The following is a 17078-nucleotide window of genomic DNA, read 5'->3' on the forward strand; positions in this document are numbered from 1 at the left end:
GCTCGGCGTCGCTCACCGACCCGGAGGTGTCGATCACGACGCAGACCCGGGGCGGCGTACGCCGCAGGCTCGGCAGCAGCACCCCGGGGACACCGGCCGAGCGCCGGGACGGACGCCGGTAGCTGTGGTCCTCGCCCACCCCCGGCGCACCCACCGCCGAGCGGACCGCCGCCCCCAGCAACTGCCGCCACGGCTGCGGCGGATGGAACGCCTCGTCCGCCCACCGGCGCCACCCCTCCGGCGCGTCGCCCGGTCGGCCCTTGATCCCCTCTGCGACCCGGAAGCGGACCGCGTCCCGCTGCTGCCTGCTCAGCCCGTGTGCCCCGTCGGGCCCCAGCTCCCACGGCCGGTCCTGCCCGTCGGCACCACTGCCGCAGTCCAGCCAGGCCAGGTCCGCGGCAAGCCCGGACATCGACGCCGTCCGCAGGTACTCCTCCATCAGCAGCCCGTCGGGCAGCCGCAGCAGTGACGGCAGCACCGCCCCGACAGGCAGGGGCAGACCGTCACCGTAGATGTCGTCGTTGATCTCGAAGTCGGCGGCGATGTTCCGCCGCAGCCTCCCCCAGCCTTCGGCCGGGGGGATCCCCCTCTCGCTTCGCTCGCCCGGCCCGTGCTCCTCGTGCTCCCGCGCATACCGCTCGCCCCGCCCGTGGTGGTCCCGGAGCAGATGGGAGACCTCGTGCACCCACACGCCCGCCAGCTCCTCCACCGGGGTGCGCGCCACGAAGCCGGGGGAGACGTAAGCGCGCCAGTGCGTGTCCACCGCCATCGTCGGCACCGACCGGTCCTCCACCACGTGCAGTGCGAAGAGCGCGGCGGCCAGGTAGGGGCGGACCTTCACCGCGTGCAGCCGGGCGGCCAGCAACTTTTCTATGTCCAGCGGGAGTCCGGGCCGGTCGTCCGGTCCGCCGGAGCCGGCCGGCGGATTCGGCACGGTGGCCCGCACCGGGCGCGGTGGCGGGGGCGGGGACATGGGGCGCGGCACCGGGCGCCGCACGGCCCCCGTCATCGGCCCGCCCCCGTCGCCCGCCCGGCGCCGGCCGCCGCCGCGGCCCGCCCCACCGACCGGTCCGCCCGCCGGGCGAGACCGACCACCCCGGCCAGCCGCTCCACCGCCTCCGGCACCTCCCAGTCGTCGCGCCGCAGCGCGGCCAGCGCCGTCGCCGGGGCGACCAGCAGGTCCGGGGGGCCGGTCTCCAGCGCCCGGACCAGCACCGCCCAGCCCGCCTCCCACCGCTCCCGCTCCGGCCGCGCCCCGACGGCGGCCACCACCGCCTCCAGCGCCGCCTGACGCAGATCGCCCCGCACCGGCAGCTCGGCGGAGGCCGGATCGGCCAGCAGCGACTCCGGATCCGGCAGGTCCATCCGGTCCAGATGGGCGAGGAGTTCGAGCCCCGGACCGTCCCCCACCGCGCCCCGCACCAGCAGCGCCAGCACCTCCCGGGAGACGGAGGCCGCCGTGCCGAAGGCCAGCAGGGTCAACGCAGCCTCCCAGCTCCTGGGCGAGGGCCAGGCACCGCCGCGCCGCGTCTCGGTGCTCGGCAGCCGGTGGATCAGCGTCGGCCGGGCTTGAAGGAAGCCGCAGACCGCGCGCCGGGCGAAAGCCACCGCCTCCGGCAGCCGCTCCGGCACCAGCCGGGGCAGCTCCGCCCGGGGCCAGACCCCGCCCAGCCCGCGCACCACCACCTCCCGGTCGTGCACCCAGTACAGATGCACGAACCGGTTGGCCAGCGGCGGGCTCAGCTCCCACCCGTCCGCCGCCGACGCCCGCGGATTGGCGGCCGCCACGATCCGTACGCCCGGCGGCAGTTGAAGCGCACCTACCTTCCGCTCCAGGACGACCCGGAGCAGTGCGGCCTGGACGGCCGGGGTGGCGGTGGAGAGTTCGTCCAGGAAGAGCAGCCCCCGCCCGGCCCGCACGAGCTCCACCGCCCACTGCGGCGGCGCCATCGGCACCCCCTGCGCCGCCGGGTCGTCGCCCACGATGGGCAGTCCGGAGAAGTCGGACGGCTCGTGGACGCTGGCGATCACGGTCGTCAGCGGTAGGTCGAGGGAGGTGGCGAGCTGTGTCAGGGCCGCGGTCTTGCCGATGCCCGGCTCGCCCCAGAGCAGCACGGGCAGGTCGGCCGCGACGGCCAGGGTGAGCGCTTCGAGCTGCTCGTCGAGGCGCGGCTCGGTGGTGGTCGTCCGCAGGAGGGACAGGAGGTCGTCGGCGAGGGCGAGTTGGGTGCCGGTTCCGGATGCGTCGGCGGGGGTGGGTGCGGGCTTGTCGGCGGCCGGGACCGGGGCGGGCAGAAGGGTACTGGAAGTCATGGTCATCACCTGGGGTGGGATAAGGGGATGGGACGGCCCGTCCCGGATGTCGTGCGGGAGTGCGGCGCGGAATGCGCGGCGCGAGCAGGGGAGTTGGGACGGGATCAGCCGAACAGGCCGGTGCGGGGCCGGGCCCGGCTGCTCCGCTTACGGCGCATCGCGGGAGGCGTACGGCGGTCGATCCGGGAACGGTGCCACGCCTCCGCGTGCCCCACGCCCGAGGCGTTCCCGCCCCCCACCGCACCCGCACCGGGGTGCACGGCGACCAGCCCCGAGCGGAAGAGCCCGTGGTCGATACGGCGGGCCGCAGCCGATTCCAGTGCCTCCCGGAGCGGCCCGTCGCGCAGGACCGCACCGGGACCGAGCAGCCCCTCGACCACGTCCAGCGCCCCGGCGACGTCACCGTGGGCGAGCCGCTCCCGGACCGCAGGCAGTGCCTCCGGGTTGCGGTGCACCGCGTCGATCGCCCGCAGGCACGGCAGCGCCGGCCCGCCGAGCGCCACCAACAGCTCCTCCCGGTGCAGTTGGGCCGGGTCGTGATCGATCGCCGTCAGCACCCCCTCCCGCAGCGCGATCCGGTGGACCTCGCCCCGGCACTCCACCCGGTGCGGATCGCCGGGCTCGGGGACGGGGCCGGCCACCGGGGCCGAGCCGGACGCGGCCACCGAGCCGGACGCCGCCAGTGCTGCGGCGACGAGCGGATGCAGCCGCTCGGCCGCGATCAGCCCGGCCTGCAGCAGCTCCAGATCCGGAAGGACCCGGGCCGCCGCCTCAGGTAGCACCGGAAGCGCTGCGACCTCCTGCGGTGGCAGCGCCTCCCGCAGTGGCCGGAACGTCGGGGCATGGCTGTCGTCGGGGGCGACGAGTTCGAACACGGCGCGGCTCCGCGCACCGAGCCGCACGGTGAAGGCCCCGCGAGGGCGACCCTCGGCCCGCAACAGCAACTCCGCCTCGGCGGCCCAACGTGCCACCGCCCACGCGGAATCGTGGAGGGCAGGCCGATCGGGACGATCTGGCAGGACTGGTCGACCGGGTAGGTGGATCCGGTCGGGCGGCACCACGGGCGGCACCCCGCCCGCACCGCACCGCCGCGCCAGTTCGCCGCTCCGCCCGGAGTCCCAGAGATGCCGGTGCAGGTCGAGCCGGAAACGCCGGTCGGGATGCGGATGCGGATGGTGCCCGGGGACACCGGGGGCACCGTTCCCGGACCCCTCCCACAGGGCCAGGGACATCCGCTGTCCGGCGTCCGCCCAGGCCGGCGGTGTCCGCACCACCAAGTGCAGCGGCGTGTCGCCGGAACTCCGGTAACGGGCCAGGGAGATGGTCAGACCGGGCCGGAGCCGCCCGTCGGGGGCGATCCTGGGCATGTGCCAGCGGAGCAGATCCGGCGCCAGCAGACGCAGATCTGCACGGAGGCGGGTGACGAGATCGGTGCCGTGGCGGTCGCGCACGGCGCGCAGATCGAGATCGACGTCGATCCGGGCGGCGGCGCAGGCCCCCGCCCAGTCACCGACCACACGCCGCGCGGTCGCGGTCTCGATCATGGACGGTGGCACGGCGTACTCACGCACGCGCTGCCACATCAACAAGCGGGACGGAATCGTGTTCGCGAAGTGATGTGCCATCAGCACTCACCTTGCGCGAACGATTCCCCCAATCCGTAAGAGCAGAGGTTCTTCATCTGCAGCATCGTAACCACCCCGATAACGATCTGTCAGTCCCCTTGGACCGCCCATCGACCTTCCTCGCCGGGACGAAGGACATACTCGCCAGGACCGATCACTCTCCCGGCCACGGCAGCCGCGCCTTGCCGTGCCGGGCGAGTTGTCACCTCGTCGTACCTTCGGGGGAAGGGCCGTCTCGTTCCCAACAGGCCGTCACAGACAAGGAGTTGAATATGGGCGCACAGGACGAGCAGGACACGGCCAAGAGGCTGCGGGCGATCAGCGACGAGCTGTCGGACCGTTTCTACGAGCGGGCCGACGTGGTGCGGACGCTGGTGGTGACGCTGCTGGCCGGACAGCACTCGTTGGTGCTCGGCCCACCCGGAACGGCGAAGTCCGAGATGGCCCGGGAGCTCACGGGCAGGGTCGAGGGGGCGTCGTACTGGGAGATCCTGCTGTCGAAGTTCACCGCGCCGACGAGGATGTTCGGTCCCATCGACGTCGCCGCGCTGGCCCGGGGTGAGTACCGCCAGGTGTACGAAGGCCGTGCCACGACCGCGCATGTCGCGTTCATCGACGAGATCTTCAAGTGCTCCACGGCGGCGCTGAACGAGACGTTGGGCTACCTCAACGAGCGGATCTACCACCCGGAGAACGGCGGCGAGCCGATCCGCTGCCCTCTGATCGGGGCCATCACGGCGAGCAACGAACTGCCCAGCGAGGAGGATGCGGCCGCGATCTACGACCGGCTGCTGGTGCGGATCGAGGTCGGGTACCTGGAAGACCCCTCGAACTTCGCCGCGCTGGTCCGCTCCGCCGTCAGCCGCCCGGCGGCGCCGTCCCGGACCACGGTCGAACTGGCCGCGTTGCAGTCCGCCGTGACCGAAGCCGTCCCGGCCGTGGACGTCCCCGATGTGATCGTGGATGCGGTGTGTACGCTGCGGGCCGCCCTGCGCCGCAAGGAACTCGTCGCCTCCGACCGCCGCTGGCGGCAGGCGGTGGGCCTGCTTCAGGCGTCCGCGTACCTCGACGGCCGCCCGGCGGTCGCCGAGACCGACCTGTCGGTGCTGACTCACGTGCTGTGGGACTCGCCCGCCGAGCGTCCGACCGTAGAGCGCGAGGTGCTGCACCTGGTCAACCCCGACGCCAAGGAGGCGCTCGACCTGGCCGACACCATCGATGAGCTGGAGGCCCAGCTCGACGCCATGGCCGGGCAGTCCCGCGAGGCGCTGAGTGAGTGGGTCATCAAGAAGGCCCACAACCAACTCGCCATGGCGGGGAAGCGGCTGGAGAAGCTGCGCGAGGAGGCGGCGGCCGCCGGCCGCTCCACTGCCGCCATCGACCGAGTCACCGGCCGCCAGCGCGCCGTCCGCGCCCGCGTTCTCACCGAGGCCCTCGGCATGGACGCGAGCATGGTGCAGGCCCAACTCTGAACACCAGGGGATCAGGACCATGGGCAAGGCACCGAGCAACCTCAACGAGCTGGCGAGCCGGGCCGGGAAGTGGCTGGGCCTGTTCACCGCCGCTCCCGAGCGGCACACCACGGCCGTGGTCGCGGACCGGTTCGACCGGATCGCATGGCGCGACACCTACGAGCAGTCGGCCGGACTGCGCGAGCTGGCCGAGGAGCTGAACGAGCGCTACGACCACACCACCGACCTCCTGATCGACGCGTTCCTGGCCGCCTACAAGGTCAGCCCGCGGTTGCGCGAGCGCGAGGAGATGAGTCCTTCCCGGCTGGTCAACCACCAGGCCATCACCTCACTGCTGGACTCACCGGAGTTCGCCGAGCTGCACCGGGAGACGGCCGGCGACCCCTACGCCGCCGCCATGGCCGTACTTGCCCAGGCCACCGCGCTGAGGGGGCTGCTGGAGCGCTCCCGGGAGGCCCAGGCAAAGGCCGAGCAGGCGAAGAAGGCCCAGCAGGGCGCCGAAGGCGCGGCGGCCGCCGTGGGCGAGGCGCTCCAGCAGGCCGCCGACGGGGCCGACGAGGACGGCACCGTGCCGCCCCCGGCCGCCGACGCCGTACAACTGGCGATCGAGGCCGCCGGGGCCGCCGGGGCCATCGCGCGGCAGGCCGCCCAGGACGCCGCGCAGGCTCTCACGGCGGCGGCCCCCGGTATCCGTGCCACCGCGCGGACCGCGGCGGCGAAGGCCGCCGAGGCCGTACGCGAGGAGGCCGCGCTGATACGGGCATGGGGTGTCGGTACCGGCGAGCTGGAGCGGATGCCGTACGACCAGCGGGCCCGGCTCGCCGAGCGGCTGCGCACCGGCCGTCTCGCAGAGTGGGCCGAGCTGATCGGTCGCTTCCGGCAGATGGCCGGCGGTGAGCGCGCCCGCAAGGTGGAGAACGCCGCCGGGGAGCTGGTCGGCGTCACGCTCGGCAACGACCTCTCCCGCGTCATCCCCTCCGAGCTGGCGGGCCTCGGCCTGCCTGAGCTGCGTGCGGTGTTCGCCGCGCGCTACGCCGCCGGGGAGCTGATGCTCTACGACAGCCAGGGAGAGCAGACCACCGGCCGGGGCGCCATCATCGCGTGCGTCGACACCTCGCACTCCATGTACGAGGCAGGGCCCGGCGGGGTCAGCCGGGAGGCGTGGGCCAAGGCGTGTGCCCTGGCGCTGCTGGATCAGGCCCGCCACGCGGGGCGTGACTTCGTCGGCATCCTGTTCTCCGCCGCCGACAAGCTCCAGGTCTTCCGCTTCCCGGCCGGCCAGCCCACCGACATCGCCCGCGTCCTCGACTTCGCGGAGACCTTCCTCGGCGGGGGCACCAGCTACCAGAGGCCGCTGACAGCGGCCGGCGAACTGCTGGAGGAGGAGTTCAACGACGCCGCCCGCATGCGCGGCGACATCGTGATGCTCACCGACGACGACTGCGGTGTCACCGAGGAATGGATGCGAGGCTGGAACGACGCCAAGCACCGGCTGGGCTTCCGGGTCTTCGGCGTGGCCGTCGGCGCCCCACGTGTCGCCGAAGCCGACTCGGTCCTGGACGCCCTGTGTGACAACCTCCGCTCCATCGAGGACCTCACCGACGTCCACGCCGCCGCCGACCTCTTCCGCGTGATCTGACCCGGCCTGCTCCCACGTTCCCGAGGACTCCGCCCTCGGCGGCGCTCAGCCAACCCTACGATGGCCGGCATGCCTCCGAGGGACCGTCAGGTCAGTGCCGAGATAGGTCTTCCGTTCCTGAAGATCGGGACGAACGATGTTGGCGCGTTCTTCAAGCGTCGTGCGCGTCAACCCAGCGGTCCCTTCCTGCTCATCTCGGTGAGCAGCGGGTTGGCTCTCGACACTGCTCTGAACAGTGCCGACGGCAGCCATCCGCATCTATGGGGACCACATGGCCAACCTCATCAGCTGTGGTACCTCCAGGCGGCTGACCATGGCAGGGAGGTGTACATCGTCTCCGCAAGCAACAACTTGCTGCTTGACGGACAGGGCGCAGCGGCCGGTCACCATCCCCGCATGCGAGGTCGCGGCGATAACGGTGCGGCTTGGCAACGGTGGCACGTCTTTCCTGCTCCTGGGCTTCGGGCGCATCGCATCATCAATGCAGGCACAGGCCAGGCATTGGATTGCCCGCCCGAAGCTGAGGCGCGAACTATGCCGGTGCTCTGGGAGCCCCACGACGGAGAGAACCAAACGTGGCTACTGGCCATGCCATTCGTGATACCGGAGGACGGATCCTGAAGATGCCAGGCGGACTGTTCGGTGTCGCTGGGCTAGATGTTCTGTAAGACGCACATAGGCGATATCGCACGCGCAATCAGCTGGCGCGTCGGCCGCCTGAGGTAAGGGTCGTGCCCTGGGCCCCAGACGTGGTGTAGGTCCGCGCGACCCCTTCCGGGACCGCGCTGACCTCCTGCCGACTGAACCTCTCGGCCCGCTCCGCCCTGCCCGTCACGGTCGACATCCGTCTGCCGCACCGTATGCCCGTCTCCGTGGAGACCACGGCGTACTTCGTGATCGCCGAGGCCCTGACCAACGCCGTCAAGCACAGCGAGGCGACCCGAGTCGACGTGCACGCCCGCCTGCACACCGACATCCTCGCTCTGTCCGTCAGCGACGACGGCATCGGCGGCGCCACCCCAGAGGCGGGCACCGGCCTCATCGGCCTGGCCGACCGCGTCGCCGCGGCAGACGGCAGATTCCGCATTTCCAGCCCTCAGGGCGGACCTACCCTGCTGCACGTGGAGCTGCCGTGCCGCTGACCGTCGTGCTCGCCGAGGACTCCCCGCTGATGCGGGACGGCGGCCTGGTCGGTGTGCTCACCCGCTTCGGCCATCAGGTGCTCGCCGCCGTCGGCGACGCGGACGCACTGGGGCCAGTTCAGGGACGTGCGGACTGTCGAATCAATCACCACGACCTCACTACCCGTGACGTGGGGCGCCGTTAGAGGTAACGTGCGCCGTACACTTTTCAGCCTGCTGGCCGATATGCAACCAGGGACTGTGATGCAGGAACGTTTGATGTTGCCCGCTCATGCCCGCCAGGAGATGGTGTCCACCGATCCCCAGGGGTGGCATGTCCCTGACATCATGGGCGGTGGCAAGGCGGTTGAGCGCCATATGGTGCTTCTGGCGGTGTTGCCAGCCGTGCTGGTCGCGATCACCGGATCCGCAGCCGCTGCTCTCCTGTTCACCGCAGGCGTGGGCCACGTCGACAAGAGCGCCTTCTGGGGTCTGCTCAATGGCACGCTGCTGCTCGTCTGCATGATCCTCTCGGGCGCAGCATTCATCGCCGCCGGGAAGGCGCGGGCCGTGGCGCGCCGCCATATCGAGTTGAGCTCGTTCGCGGCACGGTGCCGGGCTGAACTGGCTGAATTGCGACGGCAGATGGAGCCTGGCCAACAGCTGACGGAAGATCAGCGTAATCAGCCCAGCCCGTTGCCCGAGCGGACGGGTGAGGCGCTGGAACGGCTGGGGCAAGAGATCGCATCCGCCCAGCGCGTTGCCGAGGCGAATGTGGTGGAGCTCGGGGCGCGGGAGCGTGGCGGCGAGCACTTCGAGGTCTTCGCCAATCTGGCCCGAAGGCTGGAGTCTCTCGTGCACCGCGAGATCGGGCTGCTGGACGACCTGGAGAACGAGGTCGAGAACCCGGACCTGCTCAAAGGCTTGTTCCATGTGGACCACCTGGCCACCCGTATCCGGCGATACGCCGAGAATCTCGCCGTGCTCGGCGGCGACGTCTCCTATCGCCAGTGGACCCGACCGGTCAGCATGGCCGATGTGATGCGTTCCGCGGCTGCCGAGATCGAGCAGTACTCGCGGGTCAAGATGGTGCCTCCGGTGGACGGGACGGTGAGCGGGCACGCGGTCGTCGACGTGGTGCACCTGCTGGCGGAGCTGGTGGAGAACGCCACGGTGTTCTCCCGTCCCCAGACCCAGGTGCTGCTGCGTGCCGAGCACGTCACCGCCGGGCTGGCGATCGAGGTCGAGGACCGCGGTCTGGGCATGACCTCCACCGAGCGGGACCAGATGAACGCCCTGCTCGCCTCCCCTGAGGGGATCGCCTTGGGCGAGCTGCTCAAGGACGGTCGCATCGGCCTGTATGTGGTCTCTGTGCTGGCCCGGCGGCACGGCATCGTCGTACAACTCCAGAGCAACGTCTACGGCGGTACACAGGCGGTGGTGGTGCTGCCGCACGAACTGCTGGGCCAGGGCCCGGACGTGGTGGAATCACAGCAGCAACAGTCGGACCTCACTTCCGCCGCCCCTCATGGACACGCCGACGACTCGACGGAGCAGGCACTTACGCCGGACACGTCTGTCGCTCGGGGCCCGGTACCCGCACCGGTGGCCGAACCGCTACTCGCCCCCGTCACGGCCCCCACGCAGGAAGATGCTCCCCCCGCGCTGCCCCAGCGGCGCCGTCAGGAGCACCTCGCCCCGGAATTGCGGCAGTCTCCCCGCGCTGCTGTGGCGCCCAAGGAAGACGATCACGATCCCGGCCTGATGGCCGCGTTTCAGAGCGGTGTTCGCCTGGCTGAGGACTCCGAGGAAACTGACACCTCCCCGTCCGTCGGCGGGGAGATTCGACCGGACCCGGCCCCCTAGCAGTTTCACGTCATTGAGGAGAAGTGGGCAATTGTGGTGAGCGAAGATCTCTCTTGGCTGTTGAGCGGCCTTGTGCAGCGCGTACCGCATACGCGGAGCGCACTGCTGTTGTCCTCGGACGGTCTGGTGATGGCCTCGGACGGACTGGACAAAGACGCGGCGGATCATCTGGCGGCCCTCGCCAGCGGGCTCCACTCTCTGGCGCGCAGTGCCGGCAAGCGATTCGATGACGGCGGTGATGTGCGGCAGATCGTGACCGAACTCAACAGCTCGATGCTTTTTGTCTCCGCGGCCGGGCAGGGCGCCCTGTTGGCAGTGCTGGCCGGGCGCGAGGCGGATGTGCCGGTGCTGGGCTACGAGATGACCATGATGGTGAAGAGCGTCCGCAGCCACCTGGGGGCCGCTCCCCGTCAGCCGGCGGGGCAGTGAGAGATGCCGGATGACCCGGACGACCCGCATAGGCCGTTGCTCGATGATGCCCTGGGGCGGCTGGTTCGGCCGTACACCGTCAGTGACGGACGCACCAGACCCACCTGCCAATTCGACTTGATGACCATGGTGGTGGCCACGGGTACCGTGCTGCGGACCAACCTCGGATTGGATCACGGGCATGTGCTTGACCTGTGTCGGACGCCGGTCACGGTGGCCGAGATCGCGGGGCACACGCGCATGCCCGCAACGGTGGTCAAGGTGCTGCTGTCCGACTTGGTGGAGCGGGGGGCGGTCGTCACACGGCGCTTCGACACGGGAACACGGGGGTCATACTCTCCCCCCGATCTAGATCTATTGGAGGCGGTGCGGGATGGGCTCCTCAAACGACTCTGAGGCACCTGGCGCTGACTCCCTTCCGATGGGGATCAAGGTTTTGGTCGCCGGGGGTTTCGGGGTGGGCAAGACCACCTTTGTGGGAGCAGTGAGCGAAATTGAGCCGCTGAGCACGGAAGAGCTGCTGACCGAGATCAGTGCTGCCACGGACAGGTTGGAGGGGGTGGAGAACAAGGCCACCACCACGGTCGCGATGGACTTCGGCCGGATCACCCTCAGCCCCCACCACGTGCTCTATCTGTTCGGCACGCCCGGGCAGGAGCGCTTTTGGTTCATGTGGGACGAGATGTCCGCCGGTGCGCTCGGTGCGGTAGTGCTCGCCGACACCCGTCGGCTGGACCACAGTTTCGCGGCGGTCGACTTCTTCGAAGCGCGTGGCATCGACTTCGTCGTCGCGGTCAATGAGTTCGACGGGGCGCACCGCTACCAACCGGAACAGGTGCGGGCGGCGCTGGATCTCAAACCCGAGGTCCCGGTGGTCCTGTGTGATGCCCGCCTGTCCAGCTCGGGTATTCGGGTTCTACTTTCCCTCGTGCAGCATCTGATCACTTCAAGGAGTTCGCATGGCTGAGATGGTGTACAAGTCTCCCTTCGGAGGGGGGGACATAGCGATCGCCGTGCGCCATCTGCTTCTCCCTCCGGAGGACCCTGAGGCAGAGGCCCGGACACGCCGGCTTCGGGAACTGGGTATCGAGGACAAGCCCGTTCCGGAGTTCGATGACTTCGCACGTGAACTCGCGCAGCGCACCGGGGGGTGTTACGCGGGGGTCAACTTCCTTGTCGACGAGAGCCGTCAGTACTACGCGGGCTTGTACAGCGCGGCCGCCGACACAACCGTGAACCTGGAGTCCCCCCTTCTCGACGATCCCGTGCCCGGCCGGGTGCTGCCTCGTGCCTTCGACATTGGTTTCTGCCCGCATGTGGTCAGACGGCGCAAGGCTCTGGTGCTGGAGGATGTCCGCGACTATCCACGTTTTGCCGGGAACCACGTGGTCGACGCCATCGGGATCCACTCCTACCTGGGCGCTCCGCTGATCGACAACACGGGCATGGTGCTGGGCACGATCTGCGTGGTGGACCAGGATCCGCATCCCTGGGGTCAACAGGGGCTGGAGACCATCAAGACGATGGCGGCCGACCTGGTGGAGCGCATCGAGCGGCGGGCGCACGGCTCGTGAGGAAGCCTGTTTGAGAGAGGGTCTTCGGGCGCGGCAGGAGCGAGCACCTCTCATCAGCGGCTGTGCCCGGCCGATCCACCCGCAGCGCTGAGAACACCCGGTGGACACGTGCACGGGGACGTGTGAACCATGGTTGGCCGCGGCTCGCCGCCCGATCTGGTGCGCGCCGGGCGCAGAACTCGTGGAGTGCTTGCCGTACTGACGGTGCGGACGGTGCCCTGGGCGTCGCACACCTGCGGATACGACGAGCCCGGTCTGCGTGCCCCCGGAGAGCCTCGGACCGGAGAACGCCGTCCGGCACCTCATCGGCCCGGCTGCCGGCAGGAACTGCGCGGCGTTCACCGGGGTAGTGCCACTCACAGCTGTTGCGTGCGTCGGGTGAGCACCTGTGAATCGATGTCTTACGAACGGGAAACGAGGCGCCTGCCGGGCCGCCTCTAGCCTCGCGGAGCATGAGGGGGAACCGAATCCGCCGACCTGACCAGTCCGTCCGCATTCCCGGCTGGGGCTCCATCCGCGGCCGTATGGGAATCGTCCTTGCCGTGCCCACCTGTCTGCTCCTCGCCCTGACCGGGCTGGGCGTTGCCGACCGCGCCCACGACTGGTCCGCCGCGCGGGCCACGGAGTCCCAGGTCGGCATCCTGCTGCGGGAGCAGGACCTCGTCCGTGAGCTCCAGCGTGAACGCGGCCTCACCAACGGCCTGTTGAGCGGCGCTGAGCAGTACCGGAACGATGTCCGCAGGCAGCGGGCGCGCACCGACAACGCGCGTGCGTCCTTGAGGGCGGCGCTCTCGGAGGAGAGCGGCGATCTGCCCGAGGCCGCGGCCTCCGCCTTACGCCAGGCCCAGCTCCCGCTCGCCGACCTCACCGGAACCCGCACCGCCGTCGACACCGGCACGGCCGACCGCACTGCCACACTCCGCTTCTACACCGGGGCCGTCACCACCCTGATCGACGCCGAAGGGGCCGGCGCGCCTGACGGCGACCGCCGTATCGCGCAAGGCGTGCAGGCGCTGCAGGCCCTGGCGCGTGCCACGGAGGCCGTGGCCCTCGAACGCGGCTCCCTGAACGGCGTGTTCGCGGCACGGCGGTTCCACTCCGGCGAGTACCTCGACTTCACCGATATCCGCGCCACGCGGGTCGCCGCCCTCGGCCAGTTCCGCCAACTTGCCGACAACGGCCAGAAGTCATCCCTCGACCAAGCCTTCGGGACGGCTGCCGCCCGCCGCGTCACCGGGTACGAAGCCAAGGCCGAGGCGGGCGCCGACGGCTCGTCGCTCGACGTCGACCCTGCCCGCTGGTGGGCCGACATGACGACGCTCGTCGATGATCTGCACGGCGTGCAGAAACAGGTCGGTGACGACGTACGGGCACGAGCGGACCAGGTCGGCGGCGCGGCCACCCGGGAACTCATCGGCTTCCTGGCGCTGGGCGCGCTGATCCTCGCCGTGGCCTCCGCCCTCGCGGTGTTCTCGGCCCGCTCCATCACCCGTCCCCTGGGCGCCCTGGCCGACGAGGCCGACGCAGTCGCGGGCACCAGGCTGCCGGACGTGGTCAAGTACATCCAGGAGACCGACCCCGACACCCCGTTGCCCGCGGAGCGCGAGGCGACCGAAGTCCCCGGCACCGCACGGGAGATCAACCGGCTGGCCGCCGCTCTGCGCAATGTCGAGCGCACAGCCGTGGGCCTCGCCGTCGAACAGGCCGTCCTGCGCCGCAACAGCACCGAGTCCCTGGCCAGTCTCGGCCGCCGCAACCAGGCGCTCGTCAGCCGCCAGCTCGGGCTGATCACCACCCTGGAGAGCCAGGAACTCGATCCGGACGCCCTCGCCGAGCTCTTCGAGCTCGACCATCTGGCGACGCGCATGCGCCGCAACGCCGAGTCCCTGCTTGTCCTCGCCGGCGAGGAGCCCCCGGCGCGCCGCTGGCCCAGCGCGGTCACCGTCATCGAGGTGGTGCAGTCGGCCCTCTCCGAGGTCGAGCAGTACCAGCGCGTCGCAGTCACCGACATCGAGCAGTGCCGCGTCCGTGGCCACTGTGTCGCCGAACTCTCCCACCTGCTCGCCGAGTTGGTCGAGAACGCGCTCATGTTCAGCCCGCCCCAGCAGCCCGTCGCGGTGTACGGCTGGCGGGACGGCGGCGAGTACTGCCTCGCCGTGGTCGACCGGGGAATCGGGATGACCGCGCAGCGGATGGCACAGGCCAACGCCCTGCTGTCCGGCAAGGGCGGCTCCCAGCTCGCTGCGCCCACCCGGTTCCTCGGCCACCACGTTGTCGGTGCGCTCGCGAACCGCCTCGGCGCCCATGTCGAGCTGCGTCCCACGGAGGGCTCGGGCGTCACGGCGTACGTCGCCCTGCCCACCACGCTCGTCCAACAGCCCGACGCCTCGACCACCGCAGCAGCCACATGAGTGACCACTGGCGGCCCCCCGACGGCGAGGGCAAGCCGGCCGTCGTCCGCCGAGCAGCTGTACGGGACGGCGGCGGAGGCATGTGTGTCGGACCGGCAGCCGGATGTCGGCTGCCGGTCCGTCCGCGCGTCTACTCGGTGAGGTGCTCCTCCAGGTCGGCGAGGACCTCGTCGGCGGCCATCACGCCGAGGCCGAGGTACCAGGTCTCGTCCGGGACGTCGTACGCGTGCCCGGCCTTGACGGCGTCGAGGTTCTTCCACAGCGGGTTGCCCTGCGCTGTGGACTTGTCCGTGGCCTTCGGGTCGCCGTAGACGCCGGTGAAGATGTAGTCGGCGTCGGCCTGGTCGATGTTCTCGGCGCTGATCTCGGCGGCGAGGTCCTCGATGTCCTGGTTCTTCGGACGGGGGACCTCGAGGTCCTTGAGGATCGTGCCGATGAAAGAGGCGTTCGCGTAGAGGCGGATCACGCCGTCCGGCAGGTAACGGACCATCGAGATGGTCGGCTTGTCGGCGCCGAGCTTCGCCTTCAGCGCCGCCACCTTCTCGTCGTACTCCGCGAGCTGCGCCTTGGCCTCGGCGGTCTTGTCCAGGGCGGCCGCGTTGAGGAGGTAGTTCTCCTTCCATGTGAAGCCCGGGCGCAGGGAGAAGACGGTCGGTGCGATCTGCGACAGCTCGTCGTACTTGTCGGCGGCGCGCAGCTGGCTGCCGAGGATCAGGTCGGGCTTGAGCGCGGCGATGGCCTCGAGGTTGAGGTTGTTGATGGTGCCGACGTTCTTCGGGCTGCCCGCGTCCTTCTTCAGGTACGAAGGCAGCTCGGGGGAGCCCTCGGTGGGGGCGAGGCCGACCGGCTTGATGCCGAGCGACACCACGTTGTCGAGCTCGCCGACGTCCAGGACGACGACGCGCTTGGGCTGGGCCTTGATCTCGGTCTCGCCCATGGCGTGCTCGACGGTCCGCGGCCACTCGCCCGCCTTGGCGTCGGTGCCCATCGCCGCGGTCTGCTCCGCCGCCTTCGAGAAGTCCTCGCCGCCCTGGGCGACCGCCTTCTTGTCGCCGGATCCGGCGGAACCGCCCGCGGACGACTCCTCGCCGCTTCCGGAGGAACCGCCGCAGGCCGTCAGCGAAAGCGCGGCGGCGAGGGCGAGGGCTGCGGCGGCGGTACCGCGGCGGCTGGCAGACATGGGAAGGCTCCCGTCGTACGAATGAAACTTAGGCGAGCCTTACTTTATGAGAAGCCTGCGCATCCGGAACATCCGGAGCATGTGGCTCCGATCACGTTCCCGGTACGGCCTGCTCGGGCACGGCCGTATGCGTCGAACGCGGCGGTCCGGGCACCACCAGCGGATCGCCCGTCACCGGATCCGGTACGACGACCGACGCGAGCCCGAAGACCTCCTCCACCAGCTCCGCGGTGACGACGTCGGCCGGCGCGCCCTGCGCCACGATCCGGCCCGCCTTCATGGCGACGATGTGGTCGGCGTACCGGGCCGCCTGGTTCAGGTCGTGCAGCACGGCGACCACGGTCCGGCCCCGCTCCTGGTTCAACTGCCGTACCAGGTCCAGGACTTCCACCTGGTGGGCGATGTCGAGATAGGTCGTCGGCTCGTCGAGCAGCAGGACGTCGGTGTCCTGGGCGAGGGCCATCGCGATCCACACGCGCTGACGCTGACCGCCCGACAGCTCGTCGACCGGCCGTTCGGCGAGCTCGGCGGTCCCGGTGCGCTCCATCGCCCGGGCGACGGCCGTCTCGTCCGCCTCCGACCACTGCTGCCACCACTTCTGGTGCGGCTGCCGGCCGCGCGAGACGAGGTCGGCGACCGTGATGCCCTCCGGCGGCACGGGCGTCTGCGGCAGCAGGCCGACGGCCCGGGCGATCCGCCGGGTCGGGATGCGGGACAGCTCGGTACCGTCGAGCAGCACCGCACCGCGCTTCGGCTTGAGCAGTCGGCCCAGGGCGCGCAACAGGGTCGACTTTCCGCAGGCGTTGGGCCCGACGATGACGGTGACCTTCCCGTCCGGGACCTGAAGGTCCAGGCCGTCCACGACCGTGCGGTCCTCGTAGGCGAGGGTGAGCCCTTGGGCGGTGAGACGGTTGCCGGTCACGCGGTTCCTCCTGAACGGCTGCTACGGGAGCTGACGATCAGCCACATCAGATACGGGGCGCCCACCAGGGCGGTGAACACGCCGACCGGCAGCTCGGTCGGAGAGAAGAGGCTGCGGGCCAGCAGGTCGGCGACGGTCACGATCAGCGCACCCATGAGCGCCGAGCACAGCAGTGGGATGTGCGGGGTACGGGTGAGCCTGCGGGCGATCTGCGGGGCGAGCAGCGCCACGAAGTCCACCGGTCCGGCGGCGCCGGTCGCCACGGACGCCAGCACCACACCGAGCGCGCCGAGCCCGAGCCGGTCCCGGTCGAGCCGGGTGCCGAGGGCGGTGGCGGTGTCGTCGTCGAGGCCCGCGCCACGCTGGGCGCGGGCCGCCCACAGCAGGAACGGTACGAGCAGCAGCAGTACGGTCGCCAGCGGTGCGGCCTGGTCGTAGCCACGGCCGTTGAGGGAGCCGGTGAGCCAGACCTTGGCCTGCTGGGCGACCAGGTAGTCGCCCTTGGTCACGAACAGCCGGGTCAGTG

Annotated in this window: 15 protein-coding genes and 2 pseudogenes; 11 read left to right on the plus strand and 6 right to left on the minus strand. The window is 70.7% G+C overall.

Going from position 1 to position 17078, the window contains the following annotated elements; genetic code table 11:
• The 3 genes from ACTWQJ_RS26395 to ACTWQJ_RS26405 form a co-directional block, all read right to left on the minus strand.
• The coding region (locus ACTWQJ_RS26395) for a vWA domain-containing protein (protein ID WP_443309049.1) at positions 1 to 973 on the minus strand (973 nt) is incomplete at its 3' end.
• A 32-nt stretch (positions 974 to 1005) separates the two neighbouring features.
• On the minus strand, positions 1006 to 2313 hold the full coding sequence (locus ACTWQJ_RS26400) for an AAA family ATPase (RefSeq protein ID WP_443309050.1): 1308 nt from the start codon (positions 2311 to 2313) through the stop codon (positions 1006 to 1008).
• A 104-nt stretch (positions 2314 to 2417) separates the two neighbouring features.
• Positions 2418 to 3938 carry a hypothetical protein gene (locus ACTWQJ_RS26405; RefSeq protein ID WP_443309051.1) on the minus strand — a complete coding sequence of 507 codons (1521 nt, stop codon included), beginning with the start codon at positions 3936 to 3938 and terminating at the stop codon, positions 2418 to 2420.
• A 272-nt stretch (positions 3939 to 4210) separates the two neighbouring features.
• Between ACTWQJ_RS26405 and ACTWQJ_RS26410 the strand changes: the two genes are divergently transcribed.
• The 11 genes and pseudogenes from ACTWQJ_RS26410 (at position 4211) to ACTWQJ_RS26460 (ending at position 14450) form a co-directional block, all read left to right on the plus strand.
• Positions 4211 to 5410: an AAA family ATPase gene (locus ACTWQJ_RS26410; RefSeq protein WP_443309052.1), complete on the plus strand. Its 1200-nt coding sequence runs from the start codon at positions 4211 to 4213 to the stop codon at positions 5408 to 5410.
• A gap of 19 nt (positions 5411 to 5429) precedes the next feature.
• On the plus strand, positions 5430 to 7049 hold the full coding sequence (locus ACTWQJ_RS26415) for a VWA domain-containing protein (RefSeq protein WP_443309053.1): 1620 nt from the start codon (positions 5430 to 5432) through the stop codon (positions 7047 to 7049).
• Positions 7050 to 7118: 69 nt separating this feature from the next.
• Positions 7119 to 7670 carry an RICIN domain-containing protein gene (locus ACTWQJ_RS26420; protein WP_443309054.1) on the plus strand — a complete coding sequence of 184 codons (552 nt, stop codon included), beginning with the start codon at positions 7119 to 7121 and terminating at the stop codon, positions 7668 to 7670.
• Between the two features lie 182 nt (positions 7671 to 7852).
• A pseudogene (locus ACTWQJ_RS26425) lies at positions 7853 to 8191 on the plus strand (sensor histidine kinase); the annotation flags it as partial.
• Positions 8182 to 8301 (plus strand): annotated as a pseudogene (locus ACTWQJ_RS26430) (DNA-binding response regulator); the annotation flags it as partial. The pseudogenes ACTWQJ_RS26425 and ACTWQJ_RS26430, both read left to right, overlap by 10 nt.
• Before the next feature lie 82 nt (positions 8302 to 8383).
• Positions 8384 to 10036, plus strand: coding sequence for an ATP-binding protein (locus ACTWQJ_RS26435; protein WP_443309055.1), 1653 nt, complete (start codon positions 8384 to 8386; stop codon positions 10034 to 10036).
• 33 nt (positions 10037 to 10069) lie between these two features.
• Positions 10070 to 10465 carry a roadblock/LC7 domain-containing protein gene (locus ACTWQJ_RS26440; protein ID WP_443309056.1) on the plus strand — a complete coding sequence of 132 codons (396 nt, stop codon included), beginning with the start codon at positions 10070 to 10072 and terminating at the stop codon, positions 10463 to 10465.
• Positions 10466 to 10468: 3 nt separating this feature from the next.
• Complete coding sequence (locus ACTWQJ_RS26445; protein ID WP_443309057.1) at positions 10469 to 10861, plus strand: DUF742 domain-containing protein; 393 nt, start codon at positions 10469 to 10471, stop codon at positions 10859 to 10861.
• Complete coding sequence (locus tag ACTWQJ_RS26450; RefSeq protein WP_443309058.1) at positions 10839 to 11432, plus strand: GTP-binding protein; 594 nt, start codon at positions 10839 to 10841, stop codon at positions 11430 to 11432. Before ACTWQJ_RS26445 ends, ACTWQJ_RS26450 begins: the two co-directional genes overlap by 23 nt.
• Positions 11425 to 12039 (plus strand): GAF domain-containing protein, encoded by a 615-nt coding sequence (locus ACTWQJ_RS26455; protein WP_443309059.1) that lies wholly within the window; start codon positions 11425 to 11427, stop codon positions 12037 to 12039. The genes ACTWQJ_RS26450 and ACTWQJ_RS26455 overlap by 8 nt, the downstream gene beginning before the upstream one ends.
• Positions 12040 to 12491: 452 nt before the next feature.
• Positions 12492 to 14450: a nitrate- and nitrite sensing domain-containing protein gene (locus ACTWQJ_RS26460; RefSeq protein WP_443309060.1), complete on the plus strand. Its 1959-nt coding sequence runs from the start codon at positions 12492 to 12494 to the stop codon at positions 14448 to 14450.
• Between the two features lie 130 nt (positions 14451 to 14580).
• Here the strand turns inward: ACTWQJ_RS26460 and ACTWQJ_RS26465 are convergent, their stop codons facing one another.
• The 3 genes from ACTWQJ_RS26465 to ACTWQJ_RS26475 all read right to left on the minus strand — a co-directional run.
• Positions 14581 to 15630 (minus strand): ABC transporter substrate-binding protein, encoded by a 1050-nt coding sequence (locus ACTWQJ_RS26465; RefSeq protein WP_443309061.1) that lies wholly within the window; start codon positions 15628 to 15630, stop codon positions 14581 to 14583.
• A gap of 91 nt (positions 15631 to 15721) precedes the next feature.
• Positions 15722 to 16552, minus strand: coding sequence for an ABC transporter ATP-binding protein (locus ACTWQJ_RS26470; protein ID WP_443309062.1), 831 nt, complete (start codon positions 16550 to 16552; stop codon positions 15722 to 15724).
• On the minus strand, positions 16549 to 17078 hold a 530-nt coding region (locus ACTWQJ_RS26475; RefSeq protein WP_443309063.1), incomplete at its 5' end, for a FecCD family ABC transporter permease. The genes ACTWQJ_RS26470 and ACTWQJ_RS26475, both read right to left, overlap by 4 nt.

This window comes from Streptomyces sp. KR55 (genome assembly GCF_052245645.1).
Lineage (GTDB): Bacteria > Actinomycetota > Actinomycetes > Streptomycetales > Streptomycetaceae > Streptomyces > Streptomyces flavusporus.